We start from the raw sequence: 23171 nt of genomic DNA, 5'->3' as shown, positions 1-23171 counted from the left end.
CCGAAACGGGCGCTGACGACGTCGGCAACTCAACGTCCTCAGCGCCCGCTCCTCGCGAAAAACCTTCGCTGTTCAGTCTTATTCGTCGCCCGGCTCCTCGCCGTCGGCGTCGCTCTCGGGCGTGCCGGCCAAAATCTGCTCGGAGATCAGGCCGGAGTTCTGGCGGATCGAGGTCTCGATCTTGGCGGTGATGTCGGGGTTGGCCTTCAGGAACGCCTTCGAGTTCTCGCGGCCCTGGCCGAGGCGCTGGCTGTCATAGGAGAACCAGGCGCCTGACTTCTCAACGATGCCGGCCTTGACGCCGAGATCGAGGATCTCGCCCATCTTGGAGACGCCCTCGCCGTACATGATGTCGAACTCGACCTGCTTGAAGGGCGGCGCCAGCTTGTTCTTCACCACCTTCACGCGCGTGGTGTTGCCGACCACTTCGTCGCGCTCCTTGATCGCGCCGATGCGGCGGATGTCGAGACGGACGGAGGCGTAGAACTTCAGCGCATTGCCGCCGGTCGTGGTTTCGGGCGAGCCGTACATCACACCGATCTTCATGCGGATCTGGTTGATGAAGATCACCATGGTGTTGGACTTGTTGATGGAGGCCGTCAGCTTGCGCAGCGCCTGGCTCATCAGACGGGCCTGCAGGCCCGGCAGCGCATCGCCCATCTCGCCCTCGAGCTCGGCCTTCGGCACCAGCGCCGCGACCGAATCGACCACCAGCACGTCCACCGCGCCCGAGCGCACCAGCGTGTCGCAGATTTCCAGCGCCTGCTCGCCCGTGTCGGGCTGCGAGATCAGAAGCTCGTCGATGTTGACGCCGAGCTTGCGGGCATAGACCGGGTCGAGCGCGTGCTCGGCGTCGATGAAGGCGCAGATGCCGCCCTTCTTCTGGGCTTCCGCCACCGTGTGCAGCGCCAGCGTGGTCTTGCCCGAGGATTCCGGCCCGTAGATCTCGACGATGCGGCCCTTGGGCAGGCCGCCGATGCCGAGCGCGATATCCAGCCCGAGCGAGCCCGACGACACCGCCTCGATGTCCATGGAGCGGTCGCTCTTGCCGAGCTTCATCACCGAGCCCTTGCCGAACTGGCGCTCGATCTGGGAGAGCGCGGCAGCCAGAGCTTTACTCTTGTCCATGGAAGATCCTTCGACGATACGCAGGGCAGTTGCGGACATTGGGTCGTGCTCCTTATGGCGAGGATTCGCGTGTGGGACAAACGGTTGCGGCGGCGGTCGTCGATAAAAGCAATGTACCCCATTTGTTCTAGGTTCGCAATATGTTCTTTTGTGAATCTAGGTGCTGTCCGTCTGACCCCGGGGTCCTATTTCGAGTTTGTGAGTGTCCGAATTCGGCGGAGGGCGCATATTCGAGGGATGATCGCGAACGCCCTCAAGCTTGCTGCATTGGCCGGGCTGCTGCTGATTTCGGGCGGGGCATGGCCAAATCCGCGTTACGGAGCAGCCATCGCCATTGGCCTATGCATTGTGGCCGCCGTGATCCTTCATTTCGCCGCACCGTAAGGCCGTCTCGATTGTGGGGCGAGTGTCCTGATCCGCCCCTCGCGGGTATCCTGGCTGGGGCAGTACCGGAATCTGACGGCTGGGCCGGGCTCGCATATGAGCGAGTGGGTAAGATAGTCCGGCCGCAATCGCCGTATCCGCCGGCGACAGGAACCAATCTTCGCTTTCCGCCCCAGGAGTGAATTGCCACTTTTTCCCGGTTGCGCTAGGTTCCATCCGGGCGTTCCTTCTGGCGCCCAAACGCATAGTAATGCTCCTGCCGCCCGCCCTCTGCGTCCCGCAAAGACGAAACACCAGAGGGCGGGTTTTAATTGGGCGCCCTAAAATCTGCCCCTCGCGGAATACGACATGAAACCTTGGCACGGGATGTGCTGACTAACGGGAGCCGGGATTTTGCATGACCCTCCCGGGGCTGGACCAACGCCGCCCGTCGCTTTTTCAAGCGGGCGGCGTTGCTGTGAGGTGTCTCAATCTGCTTCCGCGGGTGGTCCTCTTCAGGACAGCACCGGAATCCACGTACTGTCTCGAGATGAGGCCTCTTCCCGGCGCCCGGAGCGCGCGCGCCAAGGAATGGATTTTGCCGGCAGCAAAAAGCCCCAGCTCGCAGGATTTTGGGGGGCGATGAGCTGGGGCCGCTTGCAGTACCCTTTGGGGAAAGGGCATCGGGAAAACTCGGCAATCGACCGAACGTTCCGGTTCGAAATCTTAAATCGGGGGTCGTCATTGAAGAGCACCGGAACTTCGGCGCTCTCCGCAGCCCCCTCAGGGTTTCCAGGTCAGGCGCGGCATGAGTCCATCCCGCCGCTGAAACGGAACGGACAGCGCCGCCCCGGCGGCGAGCTTCCTGATCACGCCTGCTGCGTCCTAGCTTCCGGAATGACCATCGAAGCCGCCAGGATCCGACTGGCCGCTGTTGAGGCTCGGCCCGGTCTCGGTGTTGTCCCGGTCCGGCCGCACCTTCAATCCCTGCCGAAATGCAAACCCGATAAGGCCGACGAGGATCGCAAGACAGATCGGCGCGAGGATCCAGTCCGGCATTTTGCTCTCCCTTGTGGCCGCCGCGCCGGCCCACCGACGCAAGCAGCAAATTCACCATTGCCGAGATGCGATCACTCGGCTGTTCGCTCCGCGTGCTCACGGCGCTCTTCCCGGAATTCGGCAAGCGAGGCGGCCAGTTCTTCATCCGTGAGCCGGCGCCGGAAGATCGGCACGGCCCATCGCGGCAGGCTCTGGATGAAGCAATCCCATTCGGACAGTTTTGACATCGCTTCGTCCAGCGCCCGTTCATCCATGAACCGGCCGAACCGCGCCCGCATGCGCGCTCGCTGGATGCTGCGAAATATCATGATCGGGCGCTGTCCGGATTCGAGCCTGGTCTCGTCGCCGCGTCGGCATCGATGTCAGACAGTCCCGGCGGATCGTGAAGCGCAACTTCCCATGCCTCGAACGGCGGATCGACGACGTAGGTTCGATCCACGTAAGCGCGGATCGATTGCGCGGCACGCCTCTCCGCGGCTCTGGGATTCAGCACCCGGCCGGACTCGTCGATGCGAAGCACGTTGGCATAGATGGCCATCGCCGCTTCGAGCGCCGACGGCTCCCGGAAGATGCACGAATAGTCGATCCCGCTCAGAACGGGATGGCCCACGGTCCCGTTCGCCAGCCAGAAGCCGAACGTACGAAGCGCGCCGCTGACCGAATTTCCGAGCCCTGCCATCCGCACCTCCTCAGCTCACGTCGCGATCGCATCGTACTGCACCTGCGCAGACCTGGCGCAACAACGTCCTTCTTCGGACGAAGCTGATGCGCATCAAAGACGAAAGCGCTGCGCGCCGTCATAATTCCGCAATCCTGTGGCATCGAACTTTTCGATGCGCTGCGGCCTTCTCTGGGGTGGACCGCAACATCATTGGGAATCTCGGACATGACGGAAGACACGCACCACGATGCAGCCAGGCGCAATCATCAGCTCGAGGCGGCGCTCGAGGAGATGATCAAGTTCGAGCGCAGGGAAAACGAGTTCCGCAAGAAGGACCGCGAGGAGCGCGCGGCCGAACTCAAGCTGCCGCTGGACGCGATCAAGATTCACTAGGCCGCTCCGGGCTATACGCCCTCGTCGATCGCTTGAAACCGAGTCTTGCCGGCGCGACTCGGGAGCGCCGGCGCCCCCTGATACAGGGCATCTCAACAGCTCATCCAAGCCTTTGATTCCCCAGCGGAACCGCCTGGCGGGCCTACTGTGCATGGGGTTGTTTTCGCACTTTTGCGCGACCCGCGACCTTCATGCACCGCCCAGCGTGCACGCGTCCGCCTCGGCCCGGACAGGCCGCCTCCCGGCCTTCCTGCGCAGCCTTACAGCAGCGCCAGCAGTGCGAGGCCGATGACCAACACCACGAAGCCGGCCGCCGTCGCGGCGGCAAATGACCGCTCTACGTTATCCATGATGCCACCCCGTCGCCGGCGCGCCACGTTCCCCCATGGCAACGACCGGACTTTGCGGAATCTCGCCTGCGGCTGTGGCTCCAGTTGTGCGATCGGATGGCCAAATTGGGACCGGTGCGGGGCCAGTCTGAGGCTTCGCGCCAGCGCCGAGGCCAGTGCGGCCGTCAGGCGCGTGTAAGCCTCCTCCCCTAATGTCGCTGGGCCCGGTGGACCAACACCGGGCCTCCATACCCAGTCGACGACCCCGCTCTCCCCGAGCGGGGTTTTCTGTTTTTGGGCATGGGGCGAAGCCAGCACCGATTCATCGGCTTGTCAGGCTGTCGTAAGCTCGGGCGGTTAGGGTCATTTGGCTTATGGTGTTGCAGCCCAGCACCTCAGCCTCCAATAACCTTCTCCCCGCTTGGCTCTCCCCAAGCGGGGTTTTTTCATGCGCCGCTCTCCTCTCGCGTCAGCCGCAGCGAGAAGGCGCGGATCGCAGGCGCGGCCAGCAGCACGATGGGCAGCATCGCAAGCCATGCGATCAGCCATGACACCACCCAGTGCCGGACGAACAGCACCGCGCCATCGGCGGGGAAGCTGGCGATGCCCGCGGCGATCAGCGAGGTCAGTCCGGACTGGATGATTCCGAAAACGAAATGACTGTAGCGGCGGGGGATGCCGAGCATGACGCGCCCTTGTGGTTGCCGTCATGCCGCCAAGCAAGGCACATGCCGTCCCGCGCACCGAGGCCGATCCGGATCAACCATCCACGGCAGCCCAAGGACTGAACTGACTTCCCGTGGTTCTCCGGCCATGAACAAAGTTCCTGGACCCGCCGGCCAGAGCCACATGGTCTTTCGGCAGCAGATTGTTTCGGAAAGCGATTTCGTTTGCTTCGCGTTCTCAGTGCTTTCAGAATTTCCGTGAATTCTCCACGAGTTAGATGCAAATTTCGCTTGCTGCGGGAATATTGCGACGGCCAACATGTTGTGCATGTGATGGAAGGTGAATCGTGGGAGGTGACCATGAATCACAGGGGCATTGAGTTCACCGTCGCCAAGACGGCAATTCCCGGCGTCTGGCAGTGGCAGTTCCGAATTGGCGAGCAGGTCAAGTCCGGCAAGACCGAGACCAAGATCGACCTCCTGGCGATCCGGCGGGTGCAACTGCGCATCGACCGGGAGCTGAAGGCCATCGGGCGCAAAACGGCCTGAACCGGCGGGGACTGCCATCGGCGGCGACGGCGCCTGATGCGCCGCAGCACGCCAGGGCGTGCCCGCAACGGCGGCCGGCGTCCTCCGTATCCGACCGGAATTGATCTGCGGGAGGTTTGGGATTGCACTGCGCGCCGTGGTCTTCGGGACAGGGCCATCACGCGATCGGTGCCAGCCATGCCGCTCTACTTCTTCCGAATCCGGAACGGCCGCTATTCCGGCTGTGCGGACCAGGCGTCGGAATTTGCCGATCGCGATTCCGCCTGGAAAGAGATGACCAGCGTCTGCGCCGACATGGCCGCCGGCATCGCCCGCAAGCTCCAGGAAAATTCCGAGTGGCACATGGAACTGCTGGACGAGGCCAAGGAGCCGGTCTTCCGCATCCGCATCGTCGCCGAGACGCTCGACTAGGCGCGCACCCTTCTAATCGGCGCTGGGCAGCCGCCGCATCGTGAACTCGATCTCGCCGCCGGGCAGCTCGCGCCAGGACTCGACCGCGCTCATATAGCCGGCCTTGGGGTAGCGGGCGAAGAACGCCTCGGCCCTTGCCCGCGCCGCCGGGCGCGGCAGCGTGAAGGTCTCGCGCAGATAGCCGTCGCCGACGCGCGCGGCCGGCTTGCCGCCGGACTTGCGCCGCTGCGCCATCCGCTCGGCGAGATCCCGCGGACGATCGGCCATGACCTCCCCTCCTCTACGCAACAACTGCCCTTCATGTAGGGCGTGACGGGGCGAAGGAGGAGTCCCGGCCGGACGGCACCTGCCGCCGGCCGCAAGGCTCAGTTGGCGGCCGTGCCGGCCTTGGTCTTCTTCGGCGCTGCGGTGGCGGCCGCCTTCGGCGCAACCGGCTGCTGCTTCGGCGGATCGGAGCGCATGCCGCCCCAGGGATCGTTGGAGCTCTTGGCGTCCGGGATCTTCTTCAGCGTTTCCTTGTAGGCCTTTTCACGCTCGGCTTCCGCGGCCTTCTCCTCCGGGGTCTTGCCCGGGCCTTCCTGCAGCAAATTGAGATTGGGCATTTGCGCGTAGGCCGGTCCAGCCAACACGGCCAGCATCACCGCCGCCATACGGAAAAGCTTCATCTTTAACTCCTCAGATCGTTCATGGGGGGCGCGGATCGCCCGTGCCTTGTCATCCCGGCGCGGCCGCCGATGGGGGCCGCAGGAACCGTTACGATCGGCACGATTTCGGCGCGCGCAGCCAGTCGTCCCAGATCGGGCCGCACTTGGTGCACCCGTTCAGCGCAAGACCGAGCGCCACCAGACAAAAGACGAGGACATACCGACGCAACATCGCCCACCCGTACCCAACCAGGGCATCATATCGGGCCAAGTCAGGCATTTTCAAGCCGACAGGACCGCGACCTGCCGGGTGACTTTGCCGCGCCGATGCGCGCAGAATGGCCGAAACATCCGGCAACAATGGGGGACACGACAGCAATGCCATCGCAGCCAGAAGCCGAGTTCGGCATCACCGATGCCCGACGCATCCTCGGCGAGGTCTTCGCGCCCTGGGTCCAGGATCTCAACCTCTCGGTCGAGCACATCGAGCATGCGCCGCCCCCGGATAACCCGGACTGGCAGCCGGGCGCGTTGCTGCGCATGGCGTTTTCGGAGCGGCTGTGCCGCAGCGGCGGGGTGGTCTGCGGCCAGGCGCTGATGGCCCTCGCCGACACCGCGATGGTGATCGCGATCCTCGCCGCCAATCGCGGCTATCGCCCGATGACGACGGTCGACCAGACCACGCATTTCATGCGCGCGGCCTCCTCGTCGGACGTGCTTGCGGATGCCCGGGTGGTGCGGCTCGGACGCACCATGAGCTTTGGCCGCGTCACCCTGCTCTCGGCCGCCGACAACAAGCCGGTCGCGATGGTGTCGAGCGCGTTCGCGATGCTGCCGGGCTGACCACATCCAAGAACGAAGAGAGCCGCGTCAGCGGCAATCGCTCCGCGGCTCTCCATCAGGTTCGCATCGAAGCGAGGGACCGAAGCGCAATTGCGATCGCGCTTCGGCCGGCACGCTTCGCGGGCGTTACTTGCCGAGAATCTCGTCGGCGGCGGTGACGACGCTGACGGTCGGATTCTTTCCGCAATAGGCGCCGAACTTCTTGGCGTTCTCGATGAACACTTCGGTGTCGATGATCGCGTTGTCTTCGTCGCCCTTGTACCAGCCGTCCATCCAGGTCAGCACGACGGCAATGTTGTCTTCACCGCTCTCGAGGAATTGCTTGCAGGTCATGGTCGAGAGGTCCCACTTGACGGCGTGAGCGGGCATCGACGACAGCGAGAACGCCGCGGCGAACAGAAGCGAAAGCGTGGTCTTCATCGGAATCTCCATCGGCGCGTAACGCCATAAAGGAAAGGCTTGTTTGGAAAGTCGGCAGGGAGTCGCCGCTCAAACGTCGTAAACGAAGTCTGAAGCGGTGCACAAGTAGCGCCAGTATTGAGTTTAGATCAACGCAATTTCTATGCATTACTTCACAATTGTCATTATGGATTAATGCGGATGATCGAGAAGCGGACAACGCAGCGTCACCGTGTTTTCAAGGGTGGGACGATCACCTATGAAAACAGTGGAATCGCGTGCACCGTGCGAAACATGTCTGAAGGCGGCGCCGCGATCGACCTCGATGCGGCTGTCACGCTGCCGCAATCATTCACACTCTCGATCGCGCGCGACAATTTCGTGCGGAATTGCCGTCCCGTTTGGCGCGATGACAGACGCGTCGGTCTCGCTTTCGTGCAATAGCGCGCCGGATGTGAACGACGGTTCGTATCGCATCCACACCACGGTTATGTCTGCGTGATACGACGACGGCGTGTCTTGCCGAGACTGCGATCGCGCGCGCGATGACCGCGAGACGCGACGCTGACGCGCGCGCGTTCGGACAATCGACGATGCGCGACCACAGACGCGACGGCGCGCCGAAACGGCGCGTTGACGTTCCGGCTGTGCGAAGGCACGGCGTACATTGCGATCGGAAGGAGCGTGACGCGCGTGGCCGCAACCCGCGTGGCGGGTGCGCGCGAGCCGTCACATCATTTCGGTTTCTTGGCAGGCTCGTTCTTGGCAGGCTCGGCCGGGCGGGCCCCGCCCCACGGATCGTACTTTTCCTTGGGCTCGGGTATGCGCTCGAGCGCCGCCTTGTAGGCCTTCTCGTCGACCTTGGGCTTGTTGTCCGCCGGCTTGGCGCCGGTGTCATTGGGAGAACGCCGCCCCTGCGCCTCGGCCGAGCCGCACGCCAGAGCCAGCACCGCAGCCGCTATGACCAAAATCTTCATTGGTGCAATCCCCCTCGCCTGGGGTACAAACTAGCCCGCAATCCCATAATAGCAAAGCCACCGGTTCCGGGCCTTTCAGCAAATCTTGATCGGCCGGGGCTTCGTCGGACCGCATTCGTACCTATTTGTTGGCCCGCAGGGGACCTTCACGGATGTTGCGGATCATTGCTCATGCGGCGCTGCTGGCCGGCGCGCTCGCGCTCGGTGCCTGCGGCTTTGCCGACAGCCGCGCGCCGGTGCCCGAATTCATGCGCATCAAGGAAGTCGAGCAGCCTCCGCCGGAGCCGCCGCCCGACGTCAAGCGTGTGGTACGCGAGCAGATGGACCTGGTGTTCCTCACCACGTCGAACCCGCGCGAGGTGCACGTGGCCCCGCCCCGTCACGAGCCGCGAGGACCGGGCTGGACCGCCTGCGTCCGCGCGCAGCTCACCTCCGCGACCGGCGGGGCGCTCGGCCCGCAGACCTATATCGTGACGATCAACGGCGGGAAGGTCGTGGATCGCCGGCGCGCGGAAGCGATCGACACCTGCGGGACCGAGACCTACGAGCCGATCTAGGAACAAACCACTGCTGACGAAGGTCCGGTTCCGGGAAAAACCAGCATTGCATGCGGGAACGATCACCGCCTCCCCTTCTTGTTACCGCCGAGGGCAGTTTCGGAGGAGGACATGATGAGGACGTTGACGATTGCGCTGTTGGCGGGCGTTGGAGCTTTGGCTGCCACTTCGGGCGCGAAGGCTTCGGATATCTACACAAGCAGCGAATACACCAATCCGGATCTCGTCCAGCAGGTGCGGCTGGTCTGCGACGACGCCGGCCGCTGCTACCGCACGCGGGGCGGTGCCCGTGTCATCGTGCGCGATTCCTATAACTACATGCCGCGCGAGCGCTACTACGAGCGCCGCACCTATCACCGCGACTGGGATGACGGCCCGCGCGCTGGCGTCGGCATCCGCGCGCCCGGCGTCAGCGTCGGCGTGGGCGTCGGCGACGACCGCTGGTAAGCGATGAAGCAATGACCGGCGGGACCGGGCGAGACAACTCGCCCGGTCCCGCTTTCATGTCAGGTTTCGAGCGGATCGGCCGGCGTGACCAAGCGCCTCGATGAGGGAAGCTGCCCGACGAAGCGTGCCAGCACCATGCCGGCACTCATCGCGGCGACGAAGATGACGGCGGACGCCGATCCGAATCCAAGCGCAGTCAGCGCGGGGCCGGGGCAGAAGCCCGCGAGACCCCAGCCGATGCCGAAGATGGCGGGACCGGCGACAATTCTCAGGTCGATGTCCTTCCGCGTCGGAACGTAGAAGCGTTCGGCGAAGACCGGCCGGGGCAGCTTCAAGACACGGCCGAATCCGATGAAAGTCACCGCGACCGCACCGGCCATCACGAAGGCAAGGCTCGCGTCCCACGTTCCGCCGGGGATGCCTCCGAGGTCGAGGAAGTTCAGCACCTTTGCAGGATTCGACATGCCGGAGACGACGAGACCGAGGCCGAAGATCAGGCCGATCGCGAATTGAACTGGGATCGTCATCGCAGTCAGCTCCAGTGCCGCATCAGGAAGACGGTGACGACGCCCGTCGCCATGAAGGTGATGGTCGCCACCAGCGAGCGCACCGACAGCCGCGACAGGCCACAGACGCCATGGCCCGACGTGCAGCCGCTGCCCCACACCGCGCCAAAGCCCGTCAGCAATCCGGCGACGATCAGCACCGGCGTGGTCGCCAGGATCGTCTGCTCCGGAAAGCTGCCGGTCACGATCCGGACCAGCACGGGCGCAATGACGAGGCCCGCGACGAAGGCGAAGCGGCCGGCGGTTTCGCGATCCTCGTACGGCGGAAACAGCCGGGCTGCGATGCCGCTGACACCGGCAATCCGTCCCGTCGCCCACATCAGGAGCACGGCGGACAATCCGATCAGCGCTCCGCCCAGCAGCGAGGCCATCGGCGTGAAAGGTGTGGTGATCATCGCGATCCTCCGGGTCGAACGCATTCCTTGCGCATCCGCCGGCACAAGCGATTGCCGATCGGCGGCATGGTCAATGAGACATTAACACTACCACTCGAATTGAAGCCGCGTCCCAACGGTATTTTCCAATCTTTGCGCTAAGCATGGCTCCTGAACGGGGAACGACGGGACGTGGTCGACATCGCGCACCAGGCGGCGATCAATACGGCATCGGCAAGGGATGCCGCGCCGGCGCACGCGCCCGTCCCGCTCGCCGCGATCGACCCCGGCCAGTGGCGCGCGCTCGCGCAGCGCGCGGTCGAACCGAACGGATATTACCTGCCCGCCTGGGAGCTCGCCGTCAGCGCCAGCGCGCGCGGCCGCACCAATGCCTCGGCCCTGCCCGCGATGGATGGATCTTCGCCGCGGCTGATCGGGCTGATGCCGGTGATCTCGCTCTGGCGCGCGCTAAAGATTCCCCTGCCCGCGCTGGTGAGCGCGCACCCCTACGGCACGCTGTGCAGCCCGCTCATCGACCGCGACGCCCCGCTCGAGGCGGCTACGCGACTGTTGCAGCAGGCGCGCGATGCCGGTGCGCATGCGCTCGTACTGAACGACGTCGCGCTCGACGGCGCGGCAATGCAATCTCTCAATCAGGTTCTGAGCCGCGACAGCCTGAAGCCGCGCATCCTCTCCTCCTACATCCGCGCCAGCCTCGATGCGACGCAGGATGCCGACGCGATGCTGCGCGACGCGCTCGGCGCCAAGAAGCTCAAGGAACTGCGCCGCCAACGCCACCGCCTCGAGGAGCACGGCCCCGTCGCGTTCGAGGTCGCGCGCAGCGCCGATGAGATCAAGCTCGCACTCGAAACCTTCCTGCAGATCGAAGCCAGCGGCTGGAAAGGCAAGCGCGGCACGGCACTGGTCCAGCATGACGGCGATGCCGCCTTCATCCGCCGCGCGGTTCCGGCGCTGGCGGAGACCGCGCAGTGCGAGATCGTCACGCTTCGCGCCGGCGCGACGCCGGTCGCCGCCGGCATCGTGCTGCGTCATCAGGACCGCGCCTTCTTCTTCAAGCTCGGTGTCGACGAACGCTTCGCGAGACATTCGCCGGGCGTGCAGCTCACGCTCGATCTCACCCGCCATCTCTGCGCCGACCCTGCCATCGCCAGCGCGGACTCAACGGCAAGCGCCGATCACCCCATGATCAACCCGATCTGGCGCGGGCGGTTTGCGATCGGCGACGTGCTGATTCCGCTGCGGCGGAACGATCCGGTCGTTGCGTTGATTCACGCGGCCCTGGTCGGCCTCAACGCCGCGCACGAGACGGCGCGACGCGTGGTCCGCCGCCTCCGCAAATAACGAGAGCTACTCCGCGGCCTGCGCGTTGATCTCCTCAGAGACCTGACGGATGGCGCGGGCGAGCAGGTTCGGATCCTGCGCGCCGGACACGGCGTACTTTTGCGCGAAGACATAGGTCGGCACGCCGGAGATGCCCTTCTCCGCCGCTTCCTGCGCATCCGCCGAAACGCGCGCGACGTCCTCGTCGGTGGCAAGGCGCTTGCGCACGTCGTCGGCATCGAGGCCGACATCGGCCGCCGCCTGCACCAGCACGTTCACGTCAGTGAGATCGCCGCCGTCGCGGAAATAGAGTTCCATCAGGCGCTGCTTCATCTCGGGCGCCTTGCCGATCGCCTCCGCCCACAGGATCAGGCGATGGCAGTCGGTCGTGTTGGGCTGGCGCGCCACGAGCTCGGGCTTGTAGACGAGGCCCTCCTCGCTCGCGGCGGCAACGACGCGTCCTGCAATGCCCTTATAGGCTTCGACCGAGCCGAACTTCTGGGTGAGATAGGCCTCGCGGCTGATGCCCTCGCGCGGCACCCAGGGATTGAGGAAGAAGGGCCGGAAATTCAGCTTGACCGGAACGTCGGGCACGAGTGCCAGCGCGCTCTCGATGCGGTGCTTTCCGATGTAGCACCAGGGGCACACCACGTCGGAGACGACGTCGATCTGGAGCGGTTTCAGCGTGCTCATGTCAGGCGCCTCCTTAGGGCACTGCGAGGGTTCGCCCGAACATAAGCCGAACCGGGGGCGGCGCAAGGCACCCGTCCTGCATGGCTCACGACTTCACCTCTGCGGTTATTGTGACAGGTCCCACTCGCCTCGATACTTGCGGCACGATCAAGCCCTGGGGAGACCGCGATGACCGCCATTTTCAAGCCGGAAGGCCAACTGTTCCGGGCCACCGAGCATGCCGGCGGTCCATGGTCGCCGAACATGTTGCAGGGAAGCGCCACCACAGGGCTGATGACCCGTGACGTGGCGCGGCTCGCGGCCGAGTCCGGCTTTGCGGTGCGGCGCCTGACCTTCGACCTGTGGCGGCCGGCAGGCCTGCGCCTGTTCAGGACCGCGACCGAACTGCTGCGCGACGGCCGCAAGGCCAAGACCTTGCAGGTGCGGCTGATGGACGGCGAGACCGAGATTGGCCGCTGCACCGCGCTGCTGACGAAACTGAGCGCGGAATCGCCTCTCGATCCCTTTGCCAGGCCCGCGGCGATCGACAAGGCGCCCGAGGCTGGCCGCCCGCCGCCGGCCTTCGCGCAGAAATGGAGCCGCTATTTCCAGAACGTCTCGGTGCGCCTGATCGAAGGCGCGCTGGAGAAGCCGGGCCCGGCGGCGGCCTGGATGCGGCTCGACGCACCGCTGGTCGAGGGCGAGCCGAACACGCCGCTGATCCAGGCCGTGCAGGCCGCGGACTTCGCCAGCGGCGTCGCGCAGATCGTCGACATGCGCGACTGGACCTTCATCAATCCCGAGATCAGCCTCTACTTCTTTCGTCCGCCTGAGGGCGAATGGATCCTGATCCGTGCCGCGACGCGCGTCGGCGCCAACGGCGCGGGCCTCACCACGGCAACGCTGAGCGATCGCAGCGGCCCATTTGCGGAGGTGATGCAGGCCATGAGCTTCGAGCGGCGCGAGGCGAGGCAAGCTCAGGCGTCCTGAGCCGCAAGCGCGGTCAGGGTGGCCTCGGATGCGGCATCGGCAGGCATGAACATCTCGACGCGAAGCTCCTGGAGCGTCACGTCCTGCGGCGTGCCGAGCGTCAGCACCGCACCGATCAGGCCGATGCCGACATCGCCCTTGCGCAGGCGCACCTCGCAGAGCGGCCCCGGCACGGAATTGTCTTCGGTCGCGGGCGCAGGAAGCTCCGGCAGCCGCATCAATTCGCGCCAAGTCGATTGCAGGGCTTCATCGAGCGGCGCGGCCATCGCCTCGTGCCGCGCCCGCGCCAGCAGCGCGGCTGCAACGATCGGCCAGTTCTCGACGAACGGCTTGAGCTCGTCCGGCGCGAGGAACATGCGCATGTGATTGAGCGGCCGCTGCATGCGCGCCGGGCCAAGCAGTATCGTCATCAGGCGCGCGGCGGCGCGGTTGGCCTGCACCACGTTCCAGCGCCGGTCGGTGACGATCGCCGGGAACGGCTCGTGACGGCTGAGCAGAAGATCGATGGCCCGGCGTGCATCGGCCAGCTCCGGCGCCGCCAGATCGCGCTCGCCATATTGCCGCGCAAAGCCCCCGGCCTCGAGCAGCGCATTGCGGTCACGCAGCGACAGATCGAGCGCGGATGCGAGTTGCGACAGGATGTCGCGGCCCGGCGCCGCCTTGCCGGTCTCGACATAGCTCAGATGCTTGATCGAGATGCCGGCCTCGAATGCCAACTCCGCCTGGCTCAAGGCACGGCGCGTGCGCCAGCCACGCAGGAGATCACCGACGGGATTGGCCGGTCGCAATCGCCGGAACGCGCGTGTGTCCATCCGCGGATTATGCGAGCGCCGCTTGCTCCTGTAAACGGCGCGGCTAGAGGCCGGCCGCCATCTGCTTCAGCCGTTCGGCGGTACGCTCGTCCGCCGGAAAGAACGTCTCCAGCGCCAGCTCCGACAGCGTGATGTCGACGGGCGTGCCGAACACCATGGTGGTGGAGAAGAAGCTGAGGATCTCCCCGCCATGCCGCAGCTTGAAGGGGATCGCGACATTGTCGGCCGACAGCGGCGCCGAACGCGCCGGGATCGGGTAGCTCTTCAGGTCATTGTAGAGCTTGATCAGCTCGGGATCGGCCGTCGCCTCGCATTGGCGGTGCAGCCGCTCCAGAAGATGCCCGCACCATTCCGCGAGATTGACGGTGCGCGGCGCCAGCGCCTCCGGATGGAAAGCGAGCTTGAGCACGTTGACGGGCTGGCCGAGCAGCTGCTGCGGGATTCCCTCAAGCAGCGGCGCGACCATGCGGTTGGCCGAGACCAGGTTCCAGTGCCTGTCCACCGCGAGCGCCGGATTGGGCTCATGCGCCCTTAGCACGAGGTCGATCGCCTGACGGGCTGATTTCAAGGCGGGATCCTCCAGCGGGCGCTGCGGAAAGGCCGGAGCAAAGCCGGCCGCGACCAGCAGCACGTTGCGTTCGCGCAAGGGCACGTCGAGACGTTCGGCGAGCCGGAGCACCATGTCGCGCGAGGGCGCCGCACGGCCGGTCTCGACGAAACTCAGGTGCCGCGCCGAGATTTCCGCCTCGCCCGCGAGATCGAGCTGGCTCAGGCGGCGGCGCTGCCGCCATTCGCGCAGATGGTCGCCGATATGGACCGGCTGGCTACGTTCGGCCTGGGCCGTGGATGCATGTGCGTTCATGACCAAAAACCTAGCATGCGGTTTTCGGCCCTTCCATTACCCGCGAGGTAATCGAATTGGGCCACGCGGCGGCGCATCTTCGGTTGCAACAGGAGATGACCATGATCGCGCTGCTGCTCTACCGGACCGTCGCAGACCACGTCTTGCCCTGGGCGACGGCATTCGCAACCCGGATGCTGGCGCGCAGCCTCAACATGCCGGAGCCGCTGGTGCATTCGACCGGCGACTATGTGGTCGCGCAGGTCATCGCCTTCGAGCACGGCGTCGGCAGGAGCCTCTGCCCGTTCCGCCTCGCCCGCCTGCTCCGCGCCTGGTGGCGCGGACTGCATTGAATTCCACCCCAGCCCAACCCAAGCAAGGAGACCAAAGATGATCGACGCATCCACCTTCCTGCGCCGCGCACTGCTCGCCGACGCCATCTTCAGCGGCGTCGCCGCCCTCGGCTTCACCTTCGGCGCGAGTGCGTTCGCAGCGCTGTTCAACCTGCCCGAAGCGCTGCTGCGCGAGACCGGCCTGTTCCTGATCGCCTACACCGCCCTGGTCGGCTGGCTCGCCGCGCGGGCTTCGGTGCCGAAGCCGCTGGTCCTGCTGGTCGTGGTCGGCAACGCAGCCTGGACCGTCTGAAGCATCGCGCTGCTGTTCTCGGGCGCGGTGTCGCCGAACATCGCCGGCGAGCTCATGGTCGTCGCGCAGGCGATTGCCACCGGCGTGTTCGCGGAGTTGCAATTTGTGGGATTGCGGAAGAGCGAGCGTGTCGTGGCGGCGTGAAGCCGCATCCGCTGCTGTGGTCGCCCGGGCTTGTGCGCAATTGCGCACTTGGCTGGGCGCCCAGTCTTGCAGAGACGTTGAAGGAATACGGAGACGCCGCGGCGTACTGGATGCCCCGCCTTCGCGGGGCATGACAGCGCGGCTAGCGACTACGCCCGCGCGCGGCCGTTGGCCTTGCCGACGGCGTGGCCGTTGAGCTTCTTCTTTTTGGTGGCTTTCGGCGCCACCTTCTTGGCCTTGCGTTCGGTGCGCGCCTTCACCTTGGCGCGCTCGGCGCGGGCTTCGGCGCGCTGCTTCTTGCGCTTGGTCTCGCAGGACGGGCACTTGCAGCCGATCGGCTTCAGATAGGCTTTGAAGTAGTCGGTGCCGTAGTCGTAGTTGATCTCGTCACCGGGCTCGATGTTCTTGATGGCGCGGATGAAGACCTTGCGCTCGCGCGGGCGGACGTCCGACTCCGCGTTGGGCCGGCAGGAATGGTTGATGTAGCGCGCGAGGTTCTTGCGCACCGAGCCGTCGATGGTCCAGCGGCCGTTGAGCTCGAACAGATATTTGTTCTCGATGTCGTCCTGCTCGGGGATCCGCGAATCCAGGATCGGTCCGAAATAACGGATGATCCGGGTGCCTTTCTTGATCGGCATGGTGGCGAAGAGGCCGAGTCCGGTCTTGGAGCGGCCGACGCGGTAGGATTTGCTGGAAGCGGTGACTGGCATGATCGAATGAGATGACGCGAACGAAAGCGCGGTAAGCGCGGGCAAGCCGCCCTTCTAGAATGATTCCGCGCCGCTGTCAGGTCTATCCCGCCTTTGTTTGAACCTTGCCCACAATCAAGACGTCTGATGAAGGGAGTTCCCGCACCATCAAGGCATCATCATGAGCCGTATTGGGTTCATTTCCCTGGCCGCGCTGCTGATTTGCTTGAACGCCGGTGTAGCCGGCGCCCAATCCATAGGCAGCAGCTACACCTCCACCGCGTCAAAGGATTGCCGCCGGATCGGCAAGCCGAGCGAGCTCGACGGAAGCACGACGCGGGCATGTCCGGGCAAGGATGGTCTCATCGTCCTGATCGCCGAAGACGATCTGCGCGAGGTCGTGTCGATCGGGCGCAATCGCAAGGCTGCCGCGGAGGAGCCGGCGGCGAAGCTGTGGTTCGCACCGTTCAATTCATCGGAGAATACGGTCGAATGGCGCAGCGCTGGTGCAAAACCGTTTGCGATGATCCAGCGCTGGCACATCGCCGACAGCACCGATCCCGACAAGCAGGGACGGCCCAACACGAAAGCCATGCTGGTCGTGACCCGGCTGCCGCCCGGCCCCGTCTGCCATGTCGCCTATGTCGATGCCATCGCCAACACCAATGCCAATGAGCTCGCCCGCAAGGCAGCCGACGATGTCGCCCGCGGCTTCACCTGCGGCAAGGACGAGGTCAAGATCGTTGGCGCGCGCGGCCGCGCGGTCGAGCTTGCGACCATGCGCTGATGTCCCGGCGCTAGGCACGCGCCTTGATGCGGTGATAGCGCGCCAGGAGGCGCTCGCCCTTTGCCGCAATGCGCCTTGCTGCCGCTACCGTCTTCGGAACGGGCTCGCCCCAGGCGTGCGCCGACAATGCGTGGCGGGTCGGCCGTCCCTTCGCATCGACCAGCGGCGGAAGTTTCGCGCGGCCATAGAAGCGCACCGCCCAGCTGCCCTTGCGCCGCATCTCCTGCGGCGTCATCTCGGATTCTTTCTTGGTGACGCCGGGCCGCAAATGCGCGCCCTGCTTGCGCGCAAAGGCCTTGCGGCCGGCGGCGGTCAGACCGCCGCGCGGATCCTTCTCCCGCGCCGAGGCACGGCGCTTGCGCGCGGACTTTGCGGTCTTCCTGGCGGTCTTCTTCGCGGTGCGCTTGCGGGTCTTCTTCGTTGATGTCTTCTTCGGCGACTTCTTTGCCTTCGATCTGGACGTCTTCTTCGCAGCCATGCGCATGTTGTCCACGAGGTTGGGATAACGGCGGCCGGCGCGGCGGGCACGAGCTTTCGCCGCCGACTTCTGCGCGGGCGTGAGATGCTTCGACGCCTTGCCTGCCCGCTTGCGCAGGTTCGAGCGCTTCCAGGGAACGCGCGGTGTTCCGGCCATGGGGGTCCAACGCCCGACCCCGGCAAGGGTTGCGTCCGCCCTGATGGATCAGGGCCCCGGCAGCTTCCCGCTAATGGGGGCCGTCAACATCGACTCGAGCAGCCGCTCGGCCGTCGTGCCCTCGGGCAGACGCCCCAGGATGTCCTCGAGGCGGCCGTCGAGCAGCAGCGTGGTGAAGCCGTGCACCATCGACCAGGCGCGCGCGATCGCGGCGCCCTGCTCCATCGTCAGCGCATCGCCGCTGATCTGCTCCTGCCGCATCGCACCGATGGCATTGGCAAGCCCGGCGAAGGACGCCTCCGCCGCCTCGTGCAGCGAGGGCCTCGAATAATCCAGCCGCTCGGTGCGGAACATGATGCCGTACATGCCGGGATGGGCCTGGGCATAGGCGACATAGGCTTTCGGCCGCGCCAGCGCGCGCCCCAGCGGCGTGGTGGCGGCATCGCAGGACGAGGCCATCGCGGCGTTGAACTGGCGGAAGCCGACGGCTGCAAGCTCGCTGAGAAGCCCGGTGAGATCGCCGAAATGGTGGGTCGGCGCGGCATGCGAGACGCCCGCCTCGCGCGCCACCGCGCGCAAGGTCAGGCCTCCGAGCCCGTCGCGCTCGAGCACCCGTTCGGCGGCCTGAAGCAGCGCTTCGCGCAGGGCGCCATGATGATACGGCGTCTCGGTCTTCGCGCCCGCCGCGCGGCGTGCCGGTCGCGATGCCGCAACCGCTGTCGGTCTCTTGGGGGCACGCGCGCCTCGCGGCGTTTCGCTCTTGGTGTCGGTCTTGGCCATTTGCAAGCTATATGACGCAATATTGACAGTGTAAAGATTTCACTTGACGAAAGCCGCGATCGGCTCTATTCGATCTTTACGATGTAAAGATAGGGAGGGCTACGCCGTGCAGCACGATGCCGTCACCGAGCGCCGCAACAATATCGCGCCGATCCCGTTCGAAGCCGACGCCCCCTTCCTCAAGATCGTCGGCGAATTGCCGCGAGAGCTCAACGGCGTGCTCTATCGCAACGGCCCCAATCCGCAGTTCGAATCTCCCGGCGCGCACTGGTTCGTGGGCGACGGCATGTTGCACGCCTTTCACCTCGAGAACGGCCGCGCCAGCTATCGCAACCGATGGATCCGCACGCCGAAATGGCTGGCCGAGCACGACGCCGGCCGCGCGCTGTTCGGCGGCTTCGGCCGCAAGCTGCCTGATGCACCGAAGGACCTCACCGACGGCGGCGTCGCCAACACCAACATCATCTTCCACGCCGGCAAGCTGCTCGCGCTCGAAGAAGCGCACCTGCCGACCGAGATCGAGCCGGGCACGCTGGCGACGCGCGGCTACCACAATTATCAGGGCCGCGTCGCCGGCAGCTTCACCGCGCATCCGAAGGTCGATCCCGTCACCGGCGAGCTGGTGTTCTTCGGCTACAACGCCGCGGGGCCGCTGACGCCTGCCCTCTCCTACGGATCGATCGACGCTTCCGGCAGGGCCACGCGCTTCGAACGTTTCGAGGCGCCCTATGCCAGCATGGTGCACGACTTCATCGTCACCGCGAACCATGTGCTGTTTCCGATTCTGCCCATCACCGGCAGCATGGAGCGCGCAATGAGCGGACGGCCGCCCTATGCCTGGGAGCCGGACAAGGGCGCCTATGTCGGCGTGATGAAGCGCAGCGGCACCGCGAAGGACATCGTCTGGTTTCGCGGCGAGGCCTGCTACGTCTTCCACATCATGAATGCGTGGGAGGAGGACAACCGCATCGTCGCCGACGTCATGCAGTTCGAGGAGGCCCCGCTGTTTCCGCATCCCGACGGGCGGCCGACCGATCCGGACAAATCGCGCGCCCGCCATTGCCGCTGGAGCTTCGATCTCTCCGGGAATACCGACCGTTTCCAGCAGACCTATCTCGACGACCTCACCGGCGAATTCCCGCGCATCGACGATCGCCGCGCCGGGCTGAAGAGCCGGCACGGCTGGTACGCCTGCGCCAATCCGAAGCTGCCGATGTTCGGCGCGCTGTCCGGCATCGTCCACGTCGACGGCAACGGCAGGCGGCTCGGCCATTATCTGCTGCCGGCGGGCGACACCATTTCAGAGCCTGTCTTCGTCGAACGGTCGAAGGATGCACCGGAGGGCGACGGCTGGCTGCTCGCCTTGGTCTGGCGCGCGCGGGAGAACCGCAGCGACCTCGCCGTGTTCAATGCCACCGACATCGAGGCCGGGCCCGCCGCACTTGTGCAACTCGGCCACCGCGTGCCCGACGGCTTTCACGGCAATTGGGTGGGCGCGGCGTAACGCGCGGAATGACATCGCGAACGCAGAGAGGTCTTTCATGCACATGCCCTCGATCATCGCGGCCTGGCTTGCCCTCCTCGCCCTCGCCGGCGGCGCGCTCGTAATTCAGATGATCCGGTTGCGGCGGAATGGCCCCATCTTCTTCAACGGCGGCATCCTGCTCACGATCGGGCTATTGCTCGGCTCCGCACTGCCGCTGCTGTCGCGCCTGCCCTGGGCGGAATTGGCCGAGGAGGCATCCGACCAGGCCGTTGCGGCCCTCCACCTGCTGGAGGTCGCCTACGTGATTTTGACACTGTAAAGATTTCGCTTGACCGGGCGCCGTCCGCGGACTACTAATCTTTACATCGTAAAGATCGACCTGACCGAGGCGGCCCATGGCGATTTTCCTGATCCTTGCGCCCTACGGCGCCTACACCTTCCTGATGCTGGTGACGACGGCCACGATCAGCGTGCTCGCGGCCTCCGCGATCTGCCTCGCCACGGTCGCACTCGATGTCGCGCGCGGCCGCTCGGTGAAGATCCTGGCCGTCGGCTCGGCGATCGTCTTTGCGGCGATCGCCCTTTACCTCGCGCTGGTCGACCCCGCGCTCGGCTCGCTCGGCGTCAAGCTGTCGGTCGATGTCGGCATCTTCGTCATTTCGCTGGGCTCGATGCTGCTCCGCCGTCCCTTCACGCTGCAATATGCGCTCGAATCCGTGCCGGCCGAGACCGCGGCGATGCCCGGCTTTCTCCGCGCCAACTACATCATTACCGCCGCATGGACCGCAGCAGCGCTGCTGATGGCGGCCGCCAATCTCGTGCTGCTCTACGTGCCGGGCCTGCCGCTCTGGTCGAGCCTTGCGGTCGCCTTCGCCGCCCGCAACAGCGCGATCTACTTCACAAAATGGTATCCCGAGTATCGCCAGATCAAGTACGGTACGCCCGCCCGCGCTCTTCCCGACGCCCGCTGAACAGGATTGACGATGAAGGACGTTTTCGCCCGCCTCGCCTCCGACTTCCTTTCCGCCATCATCTTCCTGGCCGTCTATCTCATCACCGACAACGTCATCCTGGCGACGTCGGTGGCGATCGCCGGTGCGTTCGCGCAGGTGATCTATGCCCGCGTCAAGGGGCAGCAGCTCAACTACATGACCTATGCGAGCCTCGCGCTCGTCGTCGTGCTGGGCACGGTCACGCTGCTGACCAACGATCCCCGCTTCATGCTGGCAAAACCCTCGATCGCGCATTTCGCGATCGGCGCCATCATGCTCAAGCGCGGCTGGATGCTGCGCTACATGCCGCCGATCGTCACCGAGACCGTCCCGGAATACGTGACCGCCGCGGGCTATGCGTGGGCCGCGCTGATGTTCGTGATCGGCGCCGGCATGATCGCGGTCGCCGCCACCGGCGATCTGAAACTGTGGGCGTTCTACATCACGGTGGTCGCAGGCGGCGCCAAGATCCTGGCCTTTGCCGTGCAGTATGTGGTGCTCAGGCTCATCGTCACCAGCCGCCGCCGTGCGGCCGCCCGCGCTTAAATGCCCTGATCGGATCGTTAGGCAGGGGCTGCAAGTTGCGCTATACGCTCGACCCGGGACTGGCCGCGGATCGTCGCGGCCCGCCGGGATCTTAGGAGACACGCATGGCCGTCGACGGCAACTGGAATCTGACCATGACGACGCCGATGGGCGAGCGCCAGGCGACGCTGACCCTGCTGAGCTCCGGCGGCACGCTGACGGGTACGCAGGGCGCCGATGGCAACTCCGCCGAGATTTTCGACGGCACCATCAGCGGCGACGCCGTCAACTGGAAGGTCTCGATCACCAATCCGATGCCGTTGACGCTCGAGTTCATCGGAAAGGTATCCGGCGACAGCATGAGCGGCGAGATGGGCATCGGCCCGATGGGCAGCTTCCCGTTCACGGGCGCCCGCGCGTAAAGGGCCGGGCTGCACCGATGCGCGCACTCCGTTTCATCGCGGCAACGATCCTGTGTGCCGCGACACAGGCGGCGCGCGCGGACGACACCGAACCGGCGTGGCGCGCAAGCGCGCTCGCCATGGTGCCGGCGGACTATGTCGCCGGCCTCGCCTACCGCACTGAAGGCGCGACCGGCTATCTCGCGGTCTATCCGGCGACATCGAACGATCCGAAGACGCTGGCAAGCGTGTTCACCCCGCGCCACACTCTCGTCGTCACGCTGACGCCGGATGCGGCGCGCGCCGTTTCAGCCGAACTGAAACCGCGCGCCGAGCCTGATCCCGACAACGACGACGGCGATTTCGCGAAGCTGCACGCCGAGCTCGCCGCGAAACGGGCCGGCATGCCCGAAGGCACCGAGCCCTGCGATCTCGGGGCCTGGTCCATCGACAAGGATCCGAACGGCCTCAACGTCCGCGCCGAGCCCTCCGTGAAAGCGCGCGTGCTCGGCACGCTGCCGCCGCCGTACAAGCTGAAGCTCGGCGGCGCCGAGAACACGCCCGACGGCGGCTGGCTCACCGAATTCCGCATCATCGGCTTCAGGGACGGCTGGTTCCTGATCGAAGGCGCAAAACCGCCGGGCAAGGATTACGAGGACGAGAAGCGCTATCCGCGCAACGCGCCAAAACCCTATGCAGGGCGCGGCTGGGTCGCATCGAACAAGGTCGGCGCGAATTACGCCAACGGCTACACGCGCGCGGGCGGGCTATTCCAGGCGCCGTTCGTCGACGCCAAATGGACGCCGGCGCAGCGCGAGCTCGGCGGCCCCATCGACGGCGACGGCGGGCCGAAGCGCCTGCTCGCCTGCAGCGGCTTCTGGGGCCTGGTCGAGAGCCACGACAACGTGCGCGGCTGGTGGCGTTCGCTGTGCTCCAACCAGGTCACGAATTGCAGTTAGTGCCTCAAGGCTTCTGCATCGTCATGGCCGGGCTTGTCCCGGCCCTCCACGTCTTCGTTCCTCCCAGAACGTGGATGCCCGGGACAAGCCCGGGCATGACGACGTTTC

At 65.6% G+C, this 23171-nt stretch carries 35 protein-coding genes and 1 pseudogene; 19 read left to right on the top strand and 17 right to left on the bottom strand.

Annotated features, from left to right (window positions below):
- Positions 1–78: 78 nt before the first annotated feature.
- Positions 79–1167 carry a recombinase RecA gene (recA, locus tag JQ617_RS00390; RefSeq protein WP_212023577.1) on the bottom strand — a complete coding sequence of 363 codons (1089 nt, stop codon included), beginning with the start codon at positions 1165–1167 and terminating at the stop codon, positions 79–81.
- A gap of 198 nt (positions 1168–1365) precedes the next feature.
- Here recA and JQ617_RS00385 point away from each other — a divergent pair, with 198 nt between their 5' ends.
- Positions 1366–1512, top strand: a complete 147-nt coding sequence (locus JQ617_RS00385) for a hypothetical protein (RefSeq protein ID WP_212023576.1) — start codon at positions 1366–1368, stop codon at positions 1510–1512.
- Between the two features lie 864 nt (positions 1513–2376).
- Here JQ617_RS00385 and JQ617_RS00380 read toward each other — a convergent pair.
- From JQ617_RS00380 to JQ617_RS00370, 3 genes are all read right to left on the bottom strand, one after another.
- Positions 2377–2550, bottom strand: coding sequence for a hypothetical protein (locus tag JQ617_RS00380; protein WP_212023575.1), 174 nt, complete (start codon positions 2548–2550; stop codon positions 2377–2379).
- A 71-nt stretch (positions 2551–2621) separates the two neighbouring features.
- Entirely contained in the window at positions 2622–2828 is a 207-nt protein-coding gene (locus JQ617_RS00375) for a hypothetical protein (protein WP_212023574.1), read from the bottom strand.
- Between the two features lie 26 nt (positions 2829–2854).
- Positions 2855–3229, bottom strand: a complete 375-nt coding sequence (locus tag JQ617_RS00370) for a DUF7677 family protein (protein ID WP_502754869.1) — start codon at positions 3227–3229, stop codon at positions 2855–2857.
- A gap of 207 nt (positions 3230–3436) precedes the next feature.
- Here JQ617_RS00370 and JQ617_RS00365 point away from each other — a divergent pair, with 207 nt between their 5' ends.
- Positions 3437–3604: a hypothetical protein gene (locus JQ617_RS00365; RefSeq protein WP_063682407.1), complete on the top strand. Its 168-nt coding sequence runs from the start codon at positions 3437–3439 to the stop codon at positions 3602–3604.
- 775 nt (positions 3605–4379) lie between these two features.
- On the opposite strand, the gene JQ617_RS00360 is transcribed toward JQ617_RS00365, so the two are convergent.
- Entirely contained in the window at positions 4380–4619 is a 240-nt protein-coding gene (locus tag JQ617_RS00360) for a DUF2798 domain-containing protein (protein WP_145661074.1), read from the bottom strand.
- A gap of 339 nt (positions 4620–4958) precedes the next feature.
- Between JQ617_RS00360 and JQ617_RS00355 the strand changes: the two genes are divergently transcribed.
- The gene (locus JQ617_RS00355; RefSeq protein WP_063684715.1) at positions 4959–5147 is read left to right on the top strand and encodes a hypothetical protein; all 189 of its coding nucleotides are present in this window, start codon (positions 4959–4961) and stop codon (positions 5145–5147) included.
- Positions 5148–5324: 177 nt separating this feature from the next.
- Positions 5325–5558 (top strand): DUF6894 family protein, encoded by a 234-nt coding sequence (locus tag JQ617_RS00350; protein ID WP_063682405.1) that lies wholly within the window; start codon positions 5325–5327, stop codon positions 5556–5558.
- A gap of 12 nt (positions 5559–5570) precedes the next feature.
- On the opposite strand, the gene JQ617_RS00345 is transcribed toward JQ617_RS00350, so the two are convergent.
- Together JQ617_RS00345 and JQ617_RS00340 are read right to left on the bottom strand one after the other, a co-directional pair.
- Positions 5571–5825, bottom strand: a complete 255-nt coding sequence (locus JQ617_RS00345) for a hypothetical protein (protein WP_063682404.1) — start codon at positions 5823–5825, stop codon at positions 5571–5573.
- A 98-nt stretch (positions 5826–5923) separates the two neighbouring features.
- On the bottom strand, positions 5924–6223 hold the full coding sequence (locus tag JQ617_RS00340; RefSeq protein WP_212023572.1) for a hypothetical protein: 300 nt from the start codon (positions 6221–6223) through the stop codon (positions 5924–5926).
- Between the two features lie 357 nt (positions 6224–6580).
- On the opposite strand from JQ617_RS00340, the gene JQ617_RS00335 reads away from it, so the two are divergent.
- Entirely contained in the window at positions 6581–7045 is a 465-nt protein-coding gene (locus JQ617_RS00335; RefSeq protein ID WP_212023571.1) for a PaaI family thioesterase, read from the top strand.
- Between the two features lie 126 nt (positions 7046–7171).
- On the opposite strand, the gene JQ617_RS00330 is transcribed toward JQ617_RS00335, so the two are convergent.
- On the bottom strand, positions 7172–7465 hold the full coding sequence (locus JQ617_RS00330) for an HdeA family protein (RefSeq protein ID WP_186467384.1): 294 nt from the start codon (positions 7463–7465) through the stop codon (positions 7172–7174).
- A 180-nt stretch (positions 7466–7645) separates the two neighbouring features.
- Between JQ617_RS00330 and JQ617_RS00325 the strand changes: the two genes are divergently transcribed.
- Entirely contained in the window at positions 7646–7888 is a 243-nt protein-coding gene (locus JQ617_RS00325; RefSeq protein WP_063684714.1) for a PilZ domain-containing protein, read from the top strand.
- A 290-nt stretch (positions 7889–8178) separates the two neighbouring features.
- On the opposite strand, the gene JQ617_RS00320 is transcribed toward JQ617_RS00325, so the two are convergent.
- The gene (locus JQ617_RS00320; protein WP_063682401.1) at positions 8179–8421 is read right to left on the bottom strand and encodes a hypothetical protein; all 243 of its coding nucleotides are present in this window, start codon (positions 8419–8421) and stop codon (positions 8179–8181) included.
- Positions 8422–8573: 152 nt separating this feature from the next.
- Here JQ617_RS00320 and JQ617_RS00315 point away from each other — a divergent pair, with 152 nt between their 5' ends.
- Both JQ617_RS00315 and JQ617_RS00310 read left to right on the top strand, forming a co-directional pair.
- Positions 8574–8978: a hypothetical protein gene (locus JQ617_RS00315; RefSeq protein ID WP_212023570.1), complete on the top strand. Its 405-nt coding sequence runs from the start codon at positions 8574–8576 to the stop codon at positions 8976–8978.
- 111 nt (positions 8979–9089) lie between these two features.
- Positions 9090–9425: a hypothetical protein gene (locus JQ617_RS00310; protein WP_145661095.1), complete on the top strand. Its 336-nt coding sequence runs from the start codon at positions 9090–9092 to the stop codon at positions 9423–9425.
- A gap of 59 nt (positions 9426–9484) precedes the next feature.
- Here JQ617_RS00310 and JQ617_RS00305 read toward each other — a convergent pair whose 3' ends face one another.
- Both JQ617_RS00305 and JQ617_RS00300 read right to left on the bottom strand, forming a co-directional pair.
- Positions 9485–9952 (bottom strand): DUF6691 family protein, encoded by a 468-nt coding sequence (locus tag JQ617_RS00305; protein WP_212023569.1) that lies wholly within the window; start codon positions 9950–9952, stop codon positions 9485–9487.
- A gap of 5 nt (positions 9953–9957) precedes the next feature.
- Positions 9958–10386 (bottom strand): YeeE/YedE family protein, encoded by a 429-nt coding sequence (locus JQ617_RS00300; protein WP_212023568.1) that lies wholly within the window; start codon positions 10384–10386, stop codon positions 9958–9960.
- Positions 10387–10557: 171 nt separating this feature from the next.
- Here JQ617_RS00300 and JQ617_RS00295 point away from each other — a divergent pair, with 171 nt between their 5' ends.
- Positions 10558–11727, top strand: a complete 1170-nt coding sequence (locus tag JQ617_RS00295; RefSeq protein ID WP_212023567.1) for a GNAT family N-acetyltransferase — start codon at positions 10558–10560, stop codon at positions 11725–11727.
- Positions 11728–11733: 6 nt separating this feature from the next.
- Here the strand turns inward: JQ617_RS00295 and JQ617_RS00290 are convergent, their stop codons facing one another.
- Positions 11734–12399: a DsbA family oxidoreductase gene (locus JQ617_RS00290; RefSeq protein ID WP_018642782.1), complete on the bottom strand. Its 666-nt coding sequence runs from the start codon at positions 12397–12399 to the stop codon at positions 11734–11736.
- Between the two features lie 168 nt (positions 12400–12567).
- On the opposite strand from JQ617_RS00290, the gene JQ617_RS00285 reads away from it, so the two are divergent.
- Complete coding sequence (locus JQ617_RS00285) at positions 12568–13368, top strand: thioesterase family protein (protein ID WP_212023566.1); 801 nt, start codon at positions 12568–12570, stop codon at positions 13366–13368.
- Here the strand turns inward: JQ617_RS00285 and JQ617_RS00280 are convergent.
- Positions 13356–14180 (bottom strand): helix-turn-helix domain-containing protein, encoded by an 825-nt coding sequence (locus JQ617_RS00280; RefSeq protein ID WP_212023565.1) that lies wholly within the window; start codon positions 14178–14180, stop codon positions 13356–13358. The genes JQ617_RS00285 and JQ617_RS00280 overlap by 13 nt on opposite strands.
- 43 nt (positions 14181–14223) lie before the next feature.
- Complete coding sequence (locus tag JQ617_RS00275) at positions 14224–15042, bottom strand: helix-turn-helix domain-containing protein (protein WP_212023564.1); 819 nt, start codon at positions 15040–15042, stop codon at positions 14224–14226.
- Between the two features lie 101 nt (positions 15043–15143).
- On the opposite strand from JQ617_RS00275, the gene JQ617_RS00270 reads away from it, so the two are divergent.
- Positions 15144–15374 carry a hypothetical protein gene (locus JQ617_RS00270; protein WP_212023563.1) on the top strand — a complete coding sequence of 77 codons (231 nt, stop codon included), beginning with the start codon at positions 15144–15146 and terminating at the stop codon, positions 15372–15374.
- A gap of 37 nt (positions 15375–15411) precedes the next feature.
- Positions 15412–15810: pseudogene (locus JQ617_RS00265) on the top strand (hypothetical protein).
- 149 nt (positions 15811–15959) lie between these two features.
- Here the strand turns inward: JQ617_RS00265 and JQ617_RS00260 are convergent.
- A complete protein-coding gene (locus JQ617_RS00260; protein WP_212023562.1) occupies positions 15960–16520 on the bottom strand; it encodes an SET domain-containing protein in 561 nt (186 codons plus the stop codon).
- A 160-nt stretch (positions 16521–16680) separates the two neighbouring features.
- Here JQ617_RS00260 and JQ617_RS00255 point away from each other — a divergent pair, with 160 nt between their 5' ends.
- Positions 16681–17286, top strand: a complete 606-nt coding sequence (locus JQ617_RS00255; protein WP_212023561.1) for a hypothetical protein — start codon at positions 16681–16683, stop codon at positions 17284–17286.
- Positions 17287–17296: 10 nt separating this feature from the next.
- Here the strand turns inward: JQ617_RS00255 and JQ617_RS00250 are convergent, their stop codons facing one another.
- Positions 17297–17920 carry a DUF6321 domain-containing protein gene (locus tag JQ617_RS00250; RefSeq protein ID WP_212023560.1) on the bottom strand — a complete coding sequence of 208 codons (624 nt, stop codon included), beginning with the start codon at positions 17918–17920 and terminating at the stop codon, positions 17297–17299.
- Between the two features lie 48 nt (positions 17921–17968).
- Positions 17969–18700 (bottom strand): TetR/AcrR family transcriptional regulator, encoded by a 732-nt coding sequence (locus JQ617_RS00245; protein ID WP_212023559.1) that lies wholly within the window; start codon positions 18698–18700, stop codon positions 17969–17971.
- 106 nt (positions 18701–18806) lie between these two features.
- Here JQ617_RS00245 and JQ617_RS00240 point away from each other — a divergent pair, with 106 nt between their 5' ends.
- The 6 genes from JQ617_RS00240 to JQ617_RS00215 all read left to right on the top strand — a co-directional run bounded on the left by JQ617_RS00240 (position 18807) and on the right by JQ617_RS00215 (position 23063).
- Positions 18807–20204: a carotenoid oxygenase family protein gene (locus JQ617_RS00240; protein ID WP_063682383.1), complete on the top strand. Its 1398-nt coding sequence runs from the start codon at positions 18807–18809 to the stop codon at positions 20202–20204.
- A 37-nt stretch (positions 20205–20241) separates the two neighbouring features.
- A complete protein-coding gene (locus JQ617_RS00235; RefSeq protein ID WP_212023558.1) occupies positions 20242–20505 on the top strand; it encodes a hypothetical protein in 264 nt (87 codons plus the stop codon).
- Between the two features lie 76 nt (positions 20506–20581).
- Positions 20582–21157, top strand: coding sequence for a hypothetical protein (locus JQ617_RS00230; protein WP_212023557.1), 576 nt, complete (start codon positions 20582–20584; stop codon positions 21155–21157).
- A gap of 12 nt (positions 21158–21169) precedes the next feature.
- Positions 21170–21724: an inner membrane-spanning protein YciB gene (locus tag JQ617_RS00225; RefSeq protein ID WP_063682380.1), complete on the top strand. Its 555-nt coding sequence runs from the start codon at positions 21170–21172 to the stop codon at positions 21722–21724.
- A 104-nt stretch (positions 21725–21828) separates the two neighbouring features.
- Entirely contained in the window at positions 21829–22125 is a 297-nt protein-coding gene (locus JQ617_RS00220; RefSeq protein ID WP_212023556.1) for a hypothetical protein, read from the top strand.
- 17 nt (positions 22126–22142) lie between these two features.
- Positions 22143–23063 (top strand): SH3 domain-containing protein, encoded by a 921-nt coding sequence (locus tag JQ617_RS00215; RefSeq protein ID WP_212023555.1) that lies wholly within the window; start codon positions 22143–22145, stop codon positions 23061–23063.
- The last annotated feature ends 108 nt before the right edge of the window (positions 23064–23171 follow it).

Source organism: Bradyrhizobium sp. KB893862 SZCCT0404 (assembly GCF_018130885.1).
In the GTDB taxonomy this organism is placed as follows: Bacteria; Pseudomonadota; Alphaproteobacteria; order Rhizobiales; family Xanthobacteraceae; genus Bradyrhizobium; species Bradyrhizobium stylosanthis.
The sequence above is the reverse complement of the archived record's forward strand: the minus strand, read 5'-3'. Positions and strand labels throughout refer to the sequence as shown.